Here is a 17436-nt window from a genome sequence, read left to right as displayed (position 1 = left end):
GGAAATCCTTGTTTAAATTAACCAGCCTGAACCTGAACGGCATCCGTTCCGCCACCAGCAAAGGCCTAGAAGCCTGGCTTGCCCAAGCGCAACCTGATTGTATTTGCGTGCAGGAAGTCAAAGCCCAAGCAGCCGATGTGGCGGGGAAATTTGAATCCTTCGGCGCGCTGACCGGCCATTTTCATTTCGCAGAAAAGAAAGGCTACTCTGGCGTGGGGGTCTACAGTCGCCACGAACCCAGCGAAGTTTGTATTGGCTACGGGTCTTCCGAGTTCGATACTGAGGGCCGCTATACCGAGCTGCGGTTTGACACGCCAGCCCGCAAACTCTCCATCATCAGCGCCTACTTTCCCAGTGGCTCCTCGGGAGAGGAGCGGCAGCAGGCTAAGTTTCGCTTCCTGGCCGAGATGTACCCCCATCTACAACGCTTGCGCAGTGAGCGGGAGTTCATCCTGTGCGGAGATATCAACATCGCGCACCAGGAGATAGACCTGAAGAACTGGAAAGGCAACAAGAAAAACTCCGGCTTCCTCCCAGAAGAGCGCGCTTGGATGAGCCAGCTACTGAGCGATGGCGGACTGGTCGACGTCTATCGCCAACTGGAACCTACCGCCACCGACGATTGCTACACCTGGTGGAGCAACCGCGGGCAGGCATATGCCAAGAATGTAGGGTGGAGGCTGGACTATCACCTAGCGACGCCGACATCGGCAGCCGCAGCTAGGGCGGTATCCATCTACAAGAATGAGAAATTCTCCGACCACGCGCCGATTACGGTGGACTACGACATCAGTTTTTAACCACTCCTCCTCTGCGGAGACCCATACAAAAAAGAGCCCTGCTAGGGCTCTTTTTTGTTGTTAAAACAGTGTCATGCCTGTTTGCGGTTTCTGCGTGCAACTGCACCTAGCAGAGCCAAGCCGCCCAGCATGAGCGCATAGGTTTCCGGCTCTGGAACGGCTGTCAGGATGGAAACTTTGACAACCATGTCGTCGTAATCTCTGTCGCGCTTATAAGAGTCATTGAACATAAGCAATGCGCTTTGCTTGTCTGCACTCAACTTCAGTCCGATGCTGGTGCTGCCGTTGCCGTAAAACATGCTCGCCATGGCATTGGACAAAAAGCCGAAGTTCAATTGACCCGCCGCGACGTTAGAAAATGTGAAGGATGTCGCACCGGGGGTAGAAGCGTTGTTAGAAAACAAGCCGACATCCAGCGGTTTGAACTTGATCGCACCAAACACGTTGTTGTAGCCAGCCTCTTCGCCAACAAATGTGAAAGCCAAGCTGGCCGCGCTGCTCAAGCTCAGAAAACTTCCGGTTTTGACGCCAGAAAGGCTGAAATTTGTGGGGATCGCAACATCAAAGCGATCCGAAGATGACGTCGCACTCAGGTTTATCGTCTTAGTTTTGCTTGTGTCTACGATCGAAAATGTGGGCGCCGCAGTAGCAAACGCCTGACCTGCCATCAGACCGCCGAGCAACAAAGCACCGGCAATAAACTTGATTGTTGTGCGCATAACGCCCTCCGTGAATATGTAATAGGTTGTAATTTTCGTTGTGGCGCCGTTTTGGAACAATAGTCCACGCGGACTAGTCCCGGGGTGGCTGTGCTTTTACCCAACAGCACAAGAACTCACTGCTGTGAAGGTTTGGCAGGCTTCTTCGCCTTGTCATAGAGCGGAACGACCTGCGCCATCGCCGCTTCCATGTCGGCGATCCGGGTGTCGCCTGCAGGGTGGGTCGATAGCCATTGCGGCGGAGCGTTTTTGTTGGCGGCCGACATCTTCCGCCACAGCGTGATGCCTGCGCGCGGGTCATAGCCGGCGCGGGCCGCGAGCTCCAAGCCCACCAAGTCGGCCTCTGACTCATCTTCCCGGCTGAACTTGAGAGAGAGCAATTGCGCCCCGTATTGAGTCACCGTCTGGCCGACCTGCCCTAAACCCAGCACCTGCGACAGCAAATTGGCCCCGAGTCCGGTAGCCGCAGTTTTGCCCATGCGTTCACGGGCGTGTTCGCGCAGCGCGTGGGCGATTTCATGCCCCATGACCATGGCAACCTCGTCGTCGGTGAGTTTCAGGGTATCCAGAATGCCCGTGTAGAACGCGATTTTGCCGCCCGGCATACAGAAAGCATTGATTTGCTTGGATCCGATCAGGTTGACCTCCCACCGCCAGTCTTTGGCGCGGGGATTCCACTCGTTGGCGTAGGGGATGATCCGCCGCGCAATCGCCCGCAGGCGCTGAACCTGGGGATGCTCGCTACCCGCCAGCGCTCTTTGCTCCTGGGCTTGCGCGAGCATCTGCGCATATTGCTGGGCCGCGGACTGCTCAATCTCGCCAGCGGGCACCAATTTGCTGAAAGCCGAATTCGCTCCCACTTCAACGCCTTCACGGGCGTGACTGAGCGAAGCCGATGCGAGTACAAAAGTCAAGGCTAGGCCACACATGACTCTCGAAAACTTGGTGGGAGAAATAGTAGTCATAGCCACTATTATTCCCGTGGAAGGAGTTTCTACAGGCGCGCTCTACGCAGGCTAGTCTTCATCTGCGCCCTGCTCCGGCCGAAGCACGTACGATTCGTGCCACATCTTCACTGGCATCGACGTGACCGTGCAGGGTGGGTGCCCAACCTACATCGGCACTGATAACAGCCGCTGGATTTGCCCCTCGGAGCCCACTCAACAACTCAGCAGCGCGGCCGTTGTGCAGACTGCCTCGATCAAAAAAGGCGCTTCCCTTCCACAGTTTGGTCAATGCTGCCGCCTGAATTTGAGGTGCGGTCTCCCAGACATTGTTTTCACTGAAAATTTTTGAATGCACGCCGACCCCAATTGAGTATCCGTGTACAAAAGGAACGACTGCGTCAGCAACATACAGGTTGTTGTACACATGGACCTGACCATAGCGCACCCGCGGCGCCCGCTCTCTCGTGTTTTCCCAAAAGTTGTGATGGAACGTAACTTTGAGCTTGTCAGCATCCAGAACTTGAGCGTCGCTGGAGCCCACGAGGTTGGTCTTGTCGTGCTGCTTAAAGTGGTTATAGGACACCGTTACCCAGTTGGACTGCTGAGTAATATCTAACAACCCATCGTGATGCTGCATGGGCCGCCCCAAAGCAATTCGGGCCAGATGATCTGGGCGCGCCCCATCGCTAAAACTGCAGTGGTCGATCCAGACGTGTGTAGCGCCACGTAGGCTCACATTGTCGTACTCCGAGTTCCACTCACCATTGGCATTGTCCTTAGGGTCCCAAGCTGGAAAATAGTCATAGGCGTCTGCGAAATGAATGTTTCGGATGATGATGTTATCGACCTTATCCAAAAGCAACATGCCATGCACCAACATGGCATCGGTCCCGACGCCCAGTAACGTGGTGTTTGAAGGAACACGGATTACGACTCGCGCAGCTTGGTTGGAGGAAGACCGGAGTCGCGCTTCCTCTTGCGATCCGGTTAAGGGTTTCTTTCCCCAAGTAGCCGGCGCATACGCCTGTAGGTAAGCATCAAAATCAAAAGCCGGGTCGCGATAGTCTGCGGCACCCAATGGGCGATTTTCATCATCCACACTCAGGTCAATACGGGAATGAATTCGAACGACTTTCGGTTGTGAACCCGCGCGTTGAAAAGCGGCGACAAGCTCTGCGCGACTGTAAACGTCAAGCCGATGTTCCTGTGCAGCACCCTCCCCTCCGCGTGTCCCGCCCTCGGCTGCGGCCCATCCATCCGCGCGGTCAGTCGAATCAGAAACAAGATGGGCACCCGACTGGAAAACACCACTTGTCGTACAGCCCAGAACACTGCAGACACACATCAACAGAACCCACTTGCGGAAATCAACGGCCATCGACATCAGAAGCTCCTAACGAAAGTTTCACTCACAAATCCGCGAGATAAATTCCCGGCTCGCCTGCAGCGTCAGTGGTGTAGAGCACCTGCAGTTCGTCCGGCGTGAAAGAAGGGTGCGGATGGGTTACCTGCCTGTTTCCTTGATAAACGCGCCAAGAGCTATCGTGGCGCGCAATACGGCGCATGCTGCCGGCATTCAAATCAAACAAGTACAAATAAGGATCGTTCTGCACCTTGTGTGCTGCCCCATCGGAAACATCAGCGGGAGTGCCGGAACCGTCGCCCACAATCAGTCGCCCGTTTTGATTGCTCATCAAATGAGAGCATGGCGGCATTGACGCAAGTCTTTTGGTTTCAAGCGTCTCAGGATCCAAAGCACAGATTGCGCGGTCAGTCTGGCCCTTGAAATACGACACATAGACCATCACGGAACCGTCTGGTACCCAGAACTCATGGGTGCAACTCTCCCCCGCCTCGTGCTCTTTGCCGCAGCGCAGGTTCGTACCATCTTCATTGATGAACCACATTCTGGCATCGATGAGATCGTGAGTACCTTCGTGACAAAAAGCGACCGTGTTGTCATCGAATGGCCGATATTGCGGGTGACCCAGCCACTGGTTTTCCTCATGAATGACCGTACGCTCTCCAGTGAGCAGGTCAATTTTGATTAACCGGCAACGAGGTTTCGAGTGGAACATTTCACTGAATTTTTTCCAATCACTCAGTGGGAACCAGTCTTTAGCCAATATCTCAATACCCACCATTTTGGTACAGGCACTGTTCGCGACCCAAGTACCGTATCCGACCCAATCAGGGGGAACGGTATAGACGCACTCCTCTTTCAATGAGGCAATCTCCAAGCGGATCAGCTGTCGCTCTGCACGTACGAAATACAAATAATCTCCAGCCGGGCTGAGGAAGCCGCCAAAGGTGTTTTCGCCCGCTTGGTCCGTCAGTTGCGTTGCAATTTGAGAACGCAGATCCAGCAAATGGTAGTTCCAGTGCCCACCGAAGCGCGCACCGAAGACTAAGCCTTCGCCGTTATTGGTGAAGCACTTCTGGTAGAAGTACGTGCGATGGCACGCAACGTCTTGTGGAGTGAGCCGTGTGACTTTCGCCCCGGTATCCGGGTCTTGTCGAATTGAAAACTGAAAGTGCCTCGCGCTTGCTTTTCTCATGAATAGTCCAATTATTTAATCCGCTGCAACAAGGCGTTACCCTCTTCCACCAGTCGCTTGGCGGCCTCCTGGTCGCTGGTCTTGCCATAGGCTACGGTTTCAAAAACGTCGCGCATGAATTTATTGAAGCGCGCGTTCTCAAATAGTGGCGAAGGTGTGTCGATCTTCCCGGTGTCTTTTTGCTTCTTGATCTGTAGAAAGGCCTTGAGCTCCGTTCCTTGCAACGCATCAGTTCGAACAATGGTTCGGAACTGACTGTCTGAGGTGGGAACACCACGAGTGAGTCCGAGAATTCCTATGGCCTCTGGATCAGTCACCATAAAGTTCAAGAACTTCGCAGCGATTTCGGGTTGCTTGGTTTTTTTGCTAACCGCAAACATCAAGGCGGGGCGCCCGAAGATGCCGGTGTTCTTGGCGTTAGGCAAAGTCAAGAAATCGCCAACATCCAGTTTTTGTTCTTTGTTCAGCGTGCTGGCCCGTAAGCCGATCACGCTATCCCAGGTGTAGTTGCCCGCCCAATTCCCCGTAACCCAATCCTGCTGCTGCTCTGTAGGTTTCTCCGCACCACCTAGAGATGCTCGTACTGGCAAGGGAACCGCCACATTGTTACCCACGAGCTTTTTGTAGACTTGCACCCACTCCAGTGCAGCAGCTTCGCTCATAGCCACCTTAGGCGCAGTCGGGCTGACGTAGGGCGTCCCATACTTTTGCATGATGTAGGTCTGCGACAGAAGAATCATGTCGTACAGCTCACCATCAATGGCGTAGGCCTTTTCTCCGAGCTTTTGCTTGAACACAGGCCCAGCCGCAAAAAGGTCATCCCAGGTGGCAGGCATTTTCAGCCCCACACGTTCGTACGCGGCTCGATTCCAGAGCATGACCCGAGCGGTGTAGGAAACAGGCAGTGCATTCAGCTTTTTATTGACGACACCGCTCTGCAGATCGGCATCCGAAAACTGGTTCAGGCCGATCAAGGACTTGTACTTATACAAGTCTTGAAAGCCCTCGCCAGTTTTTGAAAAAGTTGATAGCCATGCCCAATTGATCTGCATGATGTCGGGTTCACTGCCACCGGCATACTGGGTTGACAAGCGCTCAAGGTACCCGCCAAAGCCCATGTATTCGGCCTTGATTTTGACGCCAGGGTTCTTGGCCTCAAACGCTGCAATCGCCTTCAGCGTTGCATCGTGGCGCGCACCGCCGCCCCACCATGAAAACCGCAAGGTAGTGGTTTCTTGCGCGCTTGCAGCAGATGCGAGTACGAGTGCAGCTACTGCTGCGGCTAGGTAACGTCGTTTCATTATTGTCTCCTTATTGGTATTGAACTAAGTCACAGGAACAAGTTGAGCCCACTGTCCTTGTCAAAGGCATGGCAGGCGCCCAGTTGGAACCCGAATAGATGTTTGTCTCCACGCGATTTGCCCGCCAGTTCGCGCAGTTGGTCAGAAGGAACACGCGCAGTTAAGGGTGTGTCGCCCAACGAAAAGTGGATATAGACCTCGCTCCCCATGTGCTCCATGAAGCGCAACGTTCCCTCCACCATATGAACCGTCGCTTCAGAGTGCCCGCCTGCGGTGATATGTTCCGGTCGAATGCCGAAGTTCACTTGGGCAAGGCGCTCGACCCGCGGAAGTCGATCCTGTGGCACCGGAAGGGCAACGCTGCCTATGCGAAAGCTCCTGCTGTCAGCGTCCACATCGGCAGGGATGATGTTCATCTCCGGGGAACCGATAAAGCTCGCTACAAAGACGTTTGCTGGCCGCTCGTACAGCGCAGTGGGCGTATCGACCTGCTGAATTTCACCGTCCTTCAGCACGCAAATACGCTCGCCCATGGTCATGGCCTCGACTTGGTCGTGCGTTACATAGACGACCGTGGATGGTTGTCCGCGCTCACGCAGAGTGCGATGTAGTTCGGTGAGTCGCACCCGCATGGAGGCGCGAAGCTTGGCATCCAGATTTGAAAGCGGCTCATCGAACAAGAACACTTCCGGCCGCTTAACAATTGCCCGCCCTACAGCTACCCGCTGTGCCTGCCCCCCCGAGAGTTGCTTTGGAAAGCGGTCTAAGAGATGGTCCATTTCGAGTAGACGCGCCGCTTCACGCACCCGCGTGTCGATTTCTGCCTTGCTCGTACCCGCGAGCTTGAGGCCAAAAGCGAGGTTGTCATAAACCTTCATGTGTGGATAGAGGGCGTAGTTTTGAAACACCATGGCAATGCCACGTTGCTTGGGCGCAAGACTATTCACTACCCTGCCGCCGATCAGAAGCTCGCCGCCACTGATACCCTCAAGGCCTGCGATCATGCGCAGGATGGTGCTCTTTGCGCATCCGGACGGACCCACAAAGACCATGAACTCGCCATCGCGGATATCCAGGTCTACGCCGTGCACGGCCTTGAATCCGTTGGGATATGTCTTCTCAAGTTTTTTTAATTGCAGTTGCGCCACGCTAGGCTCCTCGTTAACCTTTGATGCCGCTGCTGGCGGCACCTTCAATGAAATGGCGTTGCGCCAGGAAGAAAACCACCAACGATGGAACCAAGGCCACTACTGAAATTGCAATGACACTGGCCCACTCCACCTCCTCTGTAGCGCCAATGCTCATTTTCAAAGCCAGCGATACGGGGTAGTTTTCGACGCTCGATAGATAGATCAGGGGGCCCATGAAATCATTCATGCTCCATATAAACTGGAACACCACGACTGAAATAATGGCGGGCTTCAAAATGGGCACGAGGATGTACCACAGCAGCTGCAATGCATTGCAACCATCGATCTGAGCAGCTTCCTCCATGTCCCGGGGAATACCTCTCAGGAACTGCACCAGCATGAAAACAAAGAAGGTGTCTGTTGCAAAGGCCGAAGGAATAATCAACGGCAGATAGGTGTCCACCCAGCCGAATTCTTTGAACATGAGGTACTGGGGCAGCCTCAGAATGATCAGCGGCAGCATCATGGTGCCCACCATCACGCTAAACAGAAATTTCTTCCCCCAGAACTCAAAGCGGGCAAACGCATACGCTACCAGCACACACGAAATCACGGTCACGACCACCTTGGGGATGATGATCAGGAATGAGTTCAGAAAATACGTAGCAAAGGTGTACTCAGAGCTGGTTTTCCAACCTTTTGCGTACGCCGAGAAGTCAAAACGACTCGGCCAGAAACCTATTTCGGTGAAGACTTCCGCATTGCTTTTGAACGAGGCGCCCACCAGCCAGATCATGGGGTACAGCATTACCAGGCCCATCACCAGCAGAACGGCGTAGCGAACAAACGCACTGATCTTTTCCTGCCGCTGTTGCTTCATTGCATTGACGTCAGAGAATGTCACTTGCGCTCCTTTTCACCGGAGTAAAACACCCAGTATTTCGATGTGAAAAATGAAATTGCACTCAGACTGGCGACTAGGGCGAACAACACCCATGAGAGCGCACTGCCGTAGCCAAGGTTGAAGTACTTGAAACTCTGGTCGTAGATATAAAGGGAGAGGACATAGGTGGAGTGCAACGGTCCTCCCTCCGTGATCATGTAGGGCCCGTTGAACTCCTGAAATGCATGCACCATTTGCATGATCAGGTTGAAAAATATGACCGGCGTAATCAGTGGAACCGTGATGCGGAAGAACTGTTGTGTCTTGCTCGCACCATCGATTTCAGCAGCTTCATACAAAGAGGTCGGCACATTTTGTAATGCTGCCAGAAAGATCACCATGGCCGATCCGAACTGCCATGTGAACAGCAGAACCACCGTCCAGAGCGCGTAGTGCTCATCTGCAAGCCAGGCGATGGGCTGCATGCCTAGCTTTGCCATCACGATGTTGACCAACCCATTCTGTGAAAAGATGAATCGCCACATGATGGCCGCCGCAATGGACCCTCCCAAGATGGACGGTAGGTAATACGCTGATCGGAAGAAGTTGATACCGCGTAACTTGAAGTTCAGCACGTGCGCCATAAAAAGCGCAAAGCCAACCCTCAATGGCACCCCGAGCACCACAAAGAGCAGGGTCACCGAGAGTGATTGTCGAAACAGCGGATCCTTCTGCGCCAGCTCTTGGTAGTTTTCGAGGCCGATGTACTGCGGTGGATTTATAAAGTCGTATTGCGTGAAGCTGAGGGCAAAGCTCATCACAAAGGGAAAGAGCTTGAAGCCCAGGACCCCTATCAAGAAGGGCAGCACGAACAAGAATCCGAGCTTCTTGTTTTCATACATGGCAGGTCACTCCTTTAAACGGCATGGACATCCTTTAATAGGTCGCAACTGTGTGAGCCTGGATGTACTCAAAATTAATGTCTTCGCCTAGCCCGGGTTTTTGAGAAAGATGGACATAGCCGTCATCATCCATGGGGTCTGACAAAGAGTGGAGATAGGCTGGTACGTCGTCGTACTCCAAGAAGGGGTGCAGTAGCCCGCGCTCATACCATTTGCAGTTTTTAATCGCAGCGCAGACGGCGAGATTGGCGGCACCGTTGCCATGCACTTCACAATCCATCCCGTATGCCTCCGCAAGGTGTGCCACCTTCAGTGCCGGCGTTATTCCTCCTACACCGGGCACCCCTGCACGCAAAATGTCACACGCTCCGTTCGCAATCCACGCGGCCCTGCTGTAGTGTTTGCCGGAAAGGCTCTCTGGACCCAGTATCGGGATGTCCAGTTGCTGCGCTAACCAAGCATAGGACTCCATGCTTTGTTCGTTCATCATTTCTTCGAACCACGCGAAGTTCAGTTTTTCAAGCTCTCGCCCAATGCGCAGTGCATCTATCCGGCTGTAGTTGTGATAGCCGTCAATCATTAATGCAATGTTAGGGCCCACGGCCTCCCGAACTGCAGCGCAGGCTTTGATGTCCATTTCCGGGTTGGGCGCAAAGCGCACTGGCGGCATCCACGTATGGATCTTGATGCCTTTGTATCCCCGCGCCACCAGTCGCTCTGCAAAGGCTGCGTAGTCCTCCGGGGTAGAGAGTCCGCCGGGTATTTCGTCGCCACACATCGTGCTGGCATAGGCTGGTACTTTGTCCCGATAGCCACCTATCAGCTGGTAGACCGGCGTATTCAAAGCCCGCCCAGCGAGGTCCCACAGTGCTTGCTCCACCACGGCCAACGCGCGATCGGTCAACTGACCGGCGCTTCCACGCTGCCTGTGCTCCAGTGACTTCCAAAGCTTTTCACGCTGGAGCGGGTGCTGCCCGATCAGTACTGGTCGCACAAAGGCATCTAACACGTGCTGGCGCACCACCTCAGGTGGAGCAAACGCATATCCTTTATCTCCCGTGTCCGCATGGATCGTGATCATTGCCATTCGCGCAAGCACTTCCGGACCCGGATGTGAGTGCCCATCCTCATCCACTGCGCGACGCGTTGGATAAGAAAACACGACCCCCTCTACTTTTTCAATTTTCATGTCACTTCCTCAATATTCCGATTGCCAGTCAATGTACAGTCAGACGTCTGATGAGTTAACAGTACTTACCCTAGGTCTCCACATCAACTCACCAGATATCCCCTGCACTCTTCGCCACCATTAGTTCGTAGAATCCGGCCAGCATGACATCCAGCACCACCCAGCGCGGCAGCGTGACCAAAAGCCAACCACAGCGTGTTGTAGACAGTCTGCAGGCACGAATTCTCAGCGGAGAGCTCCAGCCCGGAGACCGGGTCCCGCCTGAACCGAACCTCATGCGAGAGTTCGAAGTCAGCAGAACGGTCATCCGTGAGGCCATGTCCAGCCTGCAAGCCAGTGGCTTGGTGAAGACGCGCCACGGCATCGGAACCTTTGTTTTGGAGCGCTCATCCACCCCACCCCTTCTCTCTAGCCCCCCCGCCGAGATCCATATTAAGCAGACACTCGCCATGCTTGAGCTTCGTATCAGTCTCGAATCTGAAGCCGCGCACCTCGCCGCTCTGCGGCGCACTGATGCACAGCTCCAGACAATGCACCGCGCACTGCAAGACTACCGGTCGCACCTGGCTGCAGGCGCCAGCACCACGGAAGACGACTACCGCTTTCATACCGAGGTAGCCTCTGCCACGGGCAATCAGTATTTTCTGGAGGTATTGAGCAACCTTGGGAGCGCAACACTACGATCCCACACGCAGGCCGGCGTTGAAAATCCTCCAGGCGGAAGCACGGGACAGTTCGGCGTGCCTCTGCCCATTCTTTCAGATGGCAAAGAAGTGGTGCAGAGGGAGCACGAAGCCATCTACAACGCCATTGCACGACAAGACGCTGCGAGCGCCAAAGCCGCCATGCACATGCACCTCAGCAATAGTCGCGAGCGCCTGCGACAGAAAATCAACCTCCAGCAGACACCGTGAGGCGTGCCTCGGTTTCTCGGCAGGGTTTTTACTAATTTGACAAGACATCTTTCTCCTTAGACTATCGCAAGTCATCTGACGTCTGACTATTTAAGCAGAATGACTTCCCATTACTACACCGAGGAGAAACCACTTGTCGCCATCCAAACTTATCCTGGCGCCGCTCGCTTTGAGCGCGCTCATCAGCAACGCTTTTGCCCAGACGGCCGCCCCCGTAGCCACACCCGCCTCAGTTCCCGTGGCAGTCACATCCACCATTCCTTTGAAGATTTCGGGTCGTGTCGATGTGGGCCTGAGAAGCGCCATCCCGTCAGACCTCTCCAAAGAAACCACCTCCTCCGAGGCTGTCGACGAAGGCTCGAATGCCCGGCTGAACTTCTCCGGTTCATCGAACATCAATGATGATCTGAGCAGCTTCTTTATGTTGGAAATGCGCTTTTTTGCTGATACAGGAGCCACTGCCAGCACCGATCCTTTGTTCAAAGACAAAGCGTGGGTCGGCCTGGCTAGTAAGAAGTACGGTGAAGTAAAGCTCGGCCGTTTACATTCGCCCCAATACGCTGTGAGTACAGCCGGTCGCTACGAGGCCTTTGTCGGTGATAGCTATGCATCCAATGGAACCCGAGGTGCGCTTGCAGCCAATCAGTGGAATAACGCGGTTTATTACACCTCTCCCACCGCCAATGGTTTCAATGCGGGCTTGACATTCAGCAAGGGGGAGAAGACTGCGGCCAATGGCATCGGCGCCCATTTGGCATACAACGACGGCCCCGCATCTGCAGCTTTGGGCCTCCAGCAAGAACAAGATAAGTGGGACACCACCACGCAAAAAACCATGGACACCATCTCCATGGGTGCCTACTACGACTTCGGAATCGTCCGGGTCGGGGCCACGTATGCGCGCTCTAGCAACGCCAATATCACGGGTACGGGCGCACAAGCCGTCACCACATTTGGCGTTCGCATTCCCTACGGTCCGGGTGAAATCAGGGCGTCCTTGCGAACGATCGATGAGAGCTCGCGCAAATCGGCCACCGACGCCAGCTCGGACCAAGATAGCTTGCGCATCGGATTGGGCTACGCATGGATGTTGGATGCCACAACAGGCGTTCACTTCTCCCTGGTGCGTGACAACCAGAAACGATTCAATGCCAATGGCTCAGAGAAGAGCGACCGAACTGGTGAAGGAGCAGAAGTTTCTCTGCGCAAGACCTTCTAAACGGGGGTGGATCACCCCATCAACAGTCCATAACAAGAAGGAAGACGAACGGGTTCGGGATCCAGGCCAAGCTGGATCCCGTTTTTTTTATCCGCTGGCGGGTCTGGCCTGCACTTCGCTCCGGCGCGGGGCCGGTATTATTCTTGGATGACCGCTCCTCACTCCGTGCCTCCCGTCACCACCAGGTGGCTATCCAGTTTCAAGGTCTATGCCGAGCCGGCATCTCTTCGCATGCTGGCGCTGGGGTTCTCAGCAGGACTGCCGCTACTGCTGGTGTTCGGCACCTTGAGTTTCTGGCTGAGAGAAGCGGGAGTTGACCGCACCACCATTGGTTTTCTGAGCTGGGTGGGATTGGCTTACGGCTTCAAATGGGTCTGGTCACCATTGGTGGACAGATTGCCGATTCCCCTTTTGACCTCCTATTTCGGTCGCCGACGCAGTTGGCTGCTTTTGTCGCAAATGATCATCATGACCGCGCTGACCATGATGGCACTGACTGACCCGACAAGGGCGCTGGCGCCCATGGTCTGGTGTGCAGTCGCTGTGGCTTTTGGCTCGGCGACACAGGACATCGCACTAGACGCCTTCCGCATTGAGTCCGCTGACGCTGAACACCAGGCCGCCTTGGCGGCGACCTACCAAGCAGGCTATCGACTGGCCATGATTTGGGCGGGTGCGGGCGCCCTGTGGATTGCCGCACGCGCGGAAGTTCCCGGCGCAGCCCTTTACCAATACAGTGCCTGGCGCACCGCCTATCTGGTGATGGCAGTCAGCATGTTGCCCGGCGTACTGACGGTGTTGCTTTCACGCGAGCCGGCACATTTGCCGCAACCGCCGGCACGGAACGCTGCGGAATGGCTACAAAGCGCGCTGATTGCCCCTTTCTCCGACTTCCTGGGTCGCTACGGCTGGCATGCGGCCTTGATACTCGCACTGATCGCGAGCTACCGCATCAGCGATGTGGTCATGGGCATCATGGCCAACCCGTTTTACGTAGACATGGGCTTCAGCAAAGACGAGGTCGCGGCCATCAGCAAGGGTTTCGGAGTGGTGATGACGTTGCTGGGTGCTTTTGTGGGTGGTGTGCTGGCCTTACGTTTGGGTGTCATGAGGGTCCTGATGCTGGGTGCTGCGCTAAGCGCAGCAAGCAACCTGCTGTTCGCCTGGCTGGGCACACGCGGCCACGACCTCAGCGCTTTAGTGCTGGTCATTTCGGCTGATAACCTCTCCAGCGGCATCGCAAGTGCTGCATTTATTGCGTACCTCTCATCGCTCACCAACGTTCAGTATTCGGCGACCCAATACGCTCTGTTCAGTTCCATGATGCTTTTGCTTCCGAAGTTCCTGGCAGGCTTCTCCGGACAGTTCGTCGACCACTTTGGTTACTCCACCTTCTTCACGGTCACCGCCTGCTTAGGACTCCCCGTTCTCGTCCTCGTATGGCTGGCTTCACGCATAAAAACGGCCTCTAGCCCAGACTAAACCTGCGCGAGTAGCTATTTATTTGATAGCAAAATTTACCCAACTTTACGGAATCTTCAAGGCCGGCGTATCCCCCGCAGGGGCATCACCGCTAGACTGTAAAGATGCCTCAAAACCTCCTCATGATCGAAGACGATGCCCGGTTAGCCTCCATGGTGGCCGAGTATCTCGAACAATCCGGATTCTCTGTCGCCCATGCGGGCGATGGGCACAGCGGACTGGCCCGCATGGCTGCCGACAGCGGCGTAGCAGCGCCAGACCTGGTCATTCTTGATTTGATGCTCCCGGACATGGACGGCCTGGAGATTTGCCGCCGCATCCGCGCACTGCCCGGCTCCACCGGACAAGTACCTGTGCTGATGCTGACCGCCAAAGGCGACGCGATGGATCGCATCATCGGCCTGGAAATCGGTGCTGACGACTACCTGCCCAAACCGTTTGAACCCCGGGAGTTGTTGGCACGCATTCGCGCCATCCTCCGGCGCAAGGGAGAAGCCCCTGCCGCCAACACCAAAGCACTGCGCTTCGGCACGCTGGAAATCGACCGCGATGCGCGCACCGTGACCGTGGCCGGTGCGGCCTGCGAGCTCACTTCCTACCAGTTTGACCTGCTCGTCGCACTTGCCGAGCGTGCGGGGCGGGTGCTGACCCGCGACCAGATCATGGAAGCCGTGAGGGGCCGCGAGCTAGAAGCTTTTGACCGCTCCATTGACGTGCACATGGGGCGTATCCGCGCCGCCATTGAGGCCGACGCCAAGGAGCCCAAGCGCATCCTGACCGTGCGCGGTGTCGGCTACGTATTCGCCCGCCAGCAGGATTAAGTGCTCATGCTGCACAAACTCTACGTCCGCATCTGGTTAGCCGTCGTCCTCACGGTGATGGTGCTGACCTTGCTGGTCGGTTGGGTTTGGCGCATGACCAGCGAGCCCCCGCTGCGGGAGGTGGTGGTGCGCAATGAGTTTGGCGAAGTGATTGGCAGTGGTCGGGCCCGCCTGAGTCGCCCCCCTCCGGTACCCGGCCTTGATCTGGGGGACCAGCCCCCGCCCACCGATAGCAAGGATGACAACGCCGACGAACGGGACAGTGACCGCCCGGGCCGCTTCGGGCGAGGCCCCGAGTTTCTAGTGCGCATGGCAGACGGCCAAACTATTCATCTGCACCTGCCGCGCCCGCCCAACAACACCTTGCGCGCCCCCTTCGGTTTTGTCTGGACACTCGCGCTGGTTGCTGTGGCGGTGGCACTGGGCACCTACCCCATCATTCGGCGCCTTACACGCAGACTCGAAACGCTGCAAAACGGGGTGGAGCGTTGGGGCAATGGAGATCTGGCTGCCCGCGTGCCCATGCAGGGTGACGACGAGGTCGGCTTTTTGGCCGCACGCTTCAACCATGCGGCAGAACAGATTGAAACCCTGGTTCAGGCGCGGGACACCCTCTTGGCATCCCAAAAGTCCCTCCTGGCTAATGCCTCGCACGAGCTGCGCTCCCCCCTCGCCCGCATCCGCATGGGTCTGGAGCTGATGGGAAGCACGCCAAGCCCGGCATTCAAGCAAGAAGTTGCACGCAATATTGCCGAGCTCGACCAGCTGATTGAAGAAATCTTGCTGGCCAGCCGCCTGGACGCCAAAGAAGCCGATCTCGGCACCGTAGAGCCGGTGGACCTGGTAGGGCTGGCCGCGGAAGAGTGTGCCCGCAACCAAGCGCTGCTCGATGTCACGCTGGCCCATCTGGAGGTGCCCGGCGTCGCCAAGCTCATCCGCCGGGCGGTGCGCAACCTCCTAGAAAACGCCCGGCGCTACGGGGCCGGGGACGTGCATCTGATCTTGCGGGAAGACGAGGCGTGGGCGGTGATTCAGGTGTGTGACGCGGGCCCCGGCGTTCCTGTGGAACAGCAACAGCGCATTTTTGAACCTTTTTACCGCTTGCCCGGTGCATCGGAGCGCGAGGGCGGCGTGGGTCTCGGCCTCGCCCTGGTCAAGTCGATTGCCGAGCGTCATGGCGGCAGCGTCCGGTGCACCAACCGCCCGCAAGGGGGCGCCTGTTTTGAGATCCGCCTACCGCTGAAATCGGCCTGAAGCCTCAGGCCGTGACCTTGAGAAACAGGTCACGGTCCGGCGCAAAGTTTTCATGCAAGGGCAAGAGCGCGCCGCCCAAAGCGCGGGCATCGGAGCCGATGCTCCCGGCAATCACCTTGGCGGGCCACAAGCCCTCCCAGTCGTAATTGCGCAGGGCCAAGGTGGTTTGCTCAATCAGTCGCTTGAGCATGGCGCGGGTGAAGGAGCCGTCAATCACCACCGCATCCAGATCCAAAAATGCAGTTCCACTCACCACGCACTGCGCCAGACCTTGGGCTGCGCTGGAAATCCAGGCTTCGGTCAGGGGGGCGTAGGCCCCTTCCAGAGCGCGGTCGTCGTAGGCCGCCGTGGGGTCCAGCCCCTGCCCTTTGAAATGCTGCTCCAGCTCCCACAGCGAGGCATGGGCCAGCAACTGCTCCGGCACCGCGCCACCGCTGGCCACCTGCAAGGGCAACGAGGCCACGGCGCCCGCATTGCCATGAATACCACCGTGCAAATGCGAATTGAGGACCAGGCCGCCGCCCACAAACGTGTCCACAAACAGGTAGAGGAAACTCTTCAAATCGCGCCCGCGCCCGGAGACGAGCTCCGCGACACAGGCCGCCTGTGTGTCTTTGGCGAAGCTCACCGGCACATCGGTCATGGCCTGCACCTGCGCGGCCAGGTCGATGTGGTTCCATTGGTCCGATACCGACGCGGAGAGTCCCAGCATTTTGTGCCAGCCTCCTAAGTTGAAAGGGGCGGCTACGCCGACGCCCACGATGCGCTGGGCCAGTGGGCCCAAGCCCTCTTGGATAGCCAACATCCGGCTTTGCACCTGCGGAAGCAAGGCCTCCGCATCAGGAAAGTCATAGGACAGGGTTTCGCGCACGCGAACCGCCCCGGTGAAATCGACCAACAGCCAGTCGGCACTGCGCCGGCCGATCTTGATCCCCAGCGAGAACGCACCGTCCGGATTGAGTGCCATGGGCACCGAGGGCTGACCGATGCGACCGCGGACACGGTCCTGACGGAGCAGCAGGCCGTCGTCTTCCAGGCGGGTTGTGATCAGGCCGATGGTTTGCGCGGTCAGGCCGGTCAAGCGCGCGAGGTCCGCCTTGGGCAAGCTGCCATTCAAGCGCACCGCTTGCAGGACCACCCGCTCGTTGAACTGGCGCATGCCGACGTGGTTAGATCCTCGCGGCCGCAGTACCGGCGGGCTCAATGCCCCGGGGGGGGCAAGGGCTTCAAGACGGGCGTTTGGAAGAGGGTCGGCAAGATTCATGGTTTTCGGATTTTCACCTAGGAACCTCACCATGGGCTGAATTGTTTTTAGGG

At 56.6% G+C, this 17436-nt stretch carries 16 protein-coding genes; 6 read left to right on the top strand and 10 right to left on the bottom strand.

The features are described from left to right. Positions 1–8: 8 nt before the first annotated feature. The gene (locus QZW03_RS11015; protein ID WP_296510047.1) at positions 9–800 is read left to right on the top strand and encodes an exodeoxyribonuclease III; all 792 of its coding nucleotides are present in this window, start codon (positions 9–11) and stop codon (positions 798–800) included. A gap of 71 nt (positions 801–871) precedes the next feature. Here QZW03_RS11015 and QZW03_RS11010 read toward each other — a convergent pair whose 3' ends face one another. The 9 genes from QZW03_RS11010 to QZW03_RS10970 all read right to left on the bottom strand — a co-directional run bounded on the left by QZW03_RS11010 (position 872) and on the right by QZW03_RS10970 (position 10429). After that, positions 872–1519 (bottom strand): PEP-CTERM sorting domain-containing protein, encoded by a 648-nt coding sequence (locus QZW03_RS11010; RefSeq protein WP_296510046.1) that lies wholly within the window; start codon positions 1517–1519, stop codon positions 872–874. 116 nt (positions 1520–1635) lie between these two features. Then, positions 1636–2448, bottom strand: a complete 813-nt coding sequence (locus QZW03_RS11005; RefSeq protein WP_296510082.1) for a M48 family metallopeptidase — start codon at positions 2446–2448, stop codon at positions 1636–1638. Between the two features lie 94 nt (positions 2449–2542). Then, a complete protein-coding gene (locus QZW03_RS11000) occupies positions 2543–3850 on the bottom strand; it encodes a hypothetical protein (RefSeq protein ID WP_296510045.1) in 1308 nt (435 codons plus the stop codon). Between the two features lie 25 nt (positions 3851–3875). Then, the gene (locus QZW03_RS10995; RefSeq protein WP_296510044.1) at positions 3876–5024 is read right to left on the bottom strand and encodes an oligogalacturonate lyase family protein; all 1149 of its coding nucleotides are present in this window, start codon (positions 5022–5024) and stop codon (positions 3876–3878) included. 11 nt (positions 5025–5035) lie between these two features. Further along, a complete protein-coding gene (locus QZW03_RS10990; RefSeq protein ID WP_296510043.1) occupies positions 5036–6325 on the bottom strand; it encodes an ABC transporter substrate-binding protein in 1290 nt (429 codons plus the stop codon). Between the two features lie 29 nt (positions 6326–6354). Then, positions 6355–7473, bottom strand: a complete 1119-nt coding sequence (gene ugpC / locus QZW03_RS10985; protein WP_296510042.1) for a sn-glycerol-3-phosphate ABC transporter ATP-binding protein UgpC — start codon at positions 7471–7473, stop codon at positions 6355–6357. A gap of 13 nt (positions 7474–7486) precedes the next feature. Then, a complete protein-coding gene (locus tag QZW03_RS10980) occupies positions 7487–8359 on the bottom strand; it encodes a carbohydrate ABC transporter permease (RefSeq protein WP_296510041.1) in 873 nt (290 codons plus the stop codon). After that, positions 8356–9240 (bottom strand): sugar ABC transporter permease, encoded by an 885-nt coding sequence (locus tag QZW03_RS10975; protein ID WP_296510040.1) that lies wholly within the window; start codon positions 9238–9240, stop codon positions 8356–8358. Before QZW03_RS10975 ends, QZW03_RS10980 begins: the two co-directional genes overlap by 4 nt. A gap of 34 nt (positions 9241–9274) precedes the next feature. Continuing rightward, complete coding sequence (locus QZW03_RS10970; RefSeq protein WP_296510039.1) at positions 9275–10429, bottom strand: mandelate racemase family protein; 1155 nt, start codon at positions 10427–10429, stop codon at positions 9275–9277. A gap of 143 nt (positions 10430–10572) precedes the next feature. Here QZW03_RS10970 and QZW03_RS10965 point away from each other — a divergent pair, with 143 nt between their 5' ends. From QZW03_RS10965 to QZW03_RS10945, 5 genes are all read left to right on the top strand, one after another. Then, positions 10573–11343: a FadR/GntR family transcriptional regulator gene (locus QZW03_RS10965; RefSeq protein ID WP_296510038.1), complete on the top strand. Its 771-nt coding sequence runs from the start codon at positions 10573–10575 to the stop codon at positions 11341–11343. A 133-nt stretch (positions 11344–11476) separates the two neighbouring features. After that, entirely contained in the window at positions 11477–12562 is a 1086-nt protein-coding gene (locus QZW03_RS10960; RefSeq protein WP_296510037.1) for a porin, read from the top strand. 147 nt (positions 12563–12709) lie between these two features. Next, positions 12710–14044 carry an MFS transporter gene (locus QZW03_RS10955; protein ID WP_296510036.1) on the top strand — a complete coding sequence of 445 codons (1335 nt, stop codon included), beginning with the start codon at positions 12710–12712 and terminating at the stop codon, positions 14042–14044. 104 nt (positions 14045–14148) lie between these two features. Further along, on the top strand, positions 14149–14865 hold the full coding sequence (locus QZW03_RS10950; RefSeq protein ID WP_296510035.1) for a response regulator transcription factor: 717 nt from the start codon (positions 14149–14151) through the stop codon (positions 14863–14865). A gap of 6 nt (positions 14866–14871) precedes the next feature. Continuing rightward, positions 14872–16119 carry an ATP-binding protein gene (locus tag QZW03_RS10945; RefSeq protein WP_296510034.1) on the top strand — a complete coding sequence of 416 codons (1248 nt, stop codon included), beginning with the start codon at positions 14872–14874 and terminating at the stop codon, positions 16117–16119. Between the two features lie 4 nt (positions 16120–16123). Here the strand turns inward: QZW03_RS10945 and QZW03_RS10940 are convergent, their stop codons facing one another. Further along, positions 16124–17278: an ROK family transcriptional regulator gene (locus QZW03_RS10940; protein ID WP_296510033.1), complete on the bottom strand. Its 1155-nt coding sequence runs from the start codon at positions 17276–17278 to the stop codon at positions 16124–16126. Positions 17279–17436: the final 158 nt, after the last annotated feature.

Source organism: Rhodoferax sp. (assembly GCF_013297935.1).
In the GTDB taxonomy this organism is placed as follows: domain Bacteria; phylum Pseudomonadota; class Gammaproteobacteria; order Burkholderiales; family Burkholderiaceae_C; genus Allorhodoferax.
The sequence above is the reverse complement of the archived record's forward strand: the minus strand, read 5'-3'. Positions and strand labels throughout refer to the sequence as shown.

Excerpts from the sequence above, each read along its gene's own strand:
- QZW03_RS11010 (WP_296510046.1), bottom strand. The coding sequence starts at position 1,519 with ATGCGCACAACAATCAAGTTTATTGCCGGTGCTTTGTTGCTCGGCGGT.
- QZW03_RS11005 (WP_296510082.1), bottom strand. The coding sequence starts at position 2,448 with ATGTGTGGCCTAGCCTTGACTTTTGTACTCGCATCGGCTTCGCTCAGT.
- QZW03_RS11000 (WP_296510045.1), bottom strand. The coding sequence starts at position 3,850 with ATGTCGATGGCCGTTGATTTCCGCAAGTGGGTTCTGTTGATGTGTGTC.
- QZW03_RS10995 (WP_296510044.1), bottom strand. The coding sequence starts at position 5,024 with ATGAGAAAAGCAAGCGCGAGGCACTTTCAGTTTTCAATTCGACAAGAC.
- QZW03_RS10990 (WP_296510043.1), bottom strand. The coding sequence starts at position 6,325 with ATGAAACGACGTTACCTAGCCGCAGCAGTAGCTGCACTCGTACTCGCA.
- QZW03_RS10975 (WP_296510040.1), bottom strand. The coding sequence starts at position 9,240 with ATGTATGAAAACAAGAAGCTCGGATTCTTGTTCGTGCTGCCCTTCTTG.
- QZW03_RS10970 (WP_296510039.1), bottom strand. The coding sequence starts at position 10,429 with ATGAAAATTGAAAAAGTAGAGGGGGTCGTGTTTTCTTATCCAACGCGT.
- QZW03_RS10965 (WP_296510038.1), top strand. The coding sequence starts at position 10,573 with ATGACATCCAGCACCACCCAGCGCGGCAGCGTGACCAAAAGCCAACCA.
- QZW03_RS10955 (WP_296510036.1), top strand. The coding sequence starts at position 12,710 with ATGACCGCTCCTCACTCCGTGCCTCCCGTCACCACCAGGTGGCTATCC.
- QZW03_RS10950 (WP_296510035.1), top strand. The coding sequence starts at position 14,149 with ATGCCTCAAAACCTCCTCATGATCGAAGACGATGCCCGGTTAGCCTCC.
- QZW03_RS10945 (WP_296510034.1), top strand. The coding sequence starts at position 14,872 with ATGCTGCACAAACTCTACGTCCGCATCTGGTTAGCCGTCGTCCTCACG.
- QZW03_RS10940 (WP_296510033.1), bottom strand. The coding sequence starts at position 17,278 with ATGCGCCAGTTCAACGAGCGGGTGGTCCTGCAAGCGGTGCGCTTGAAT.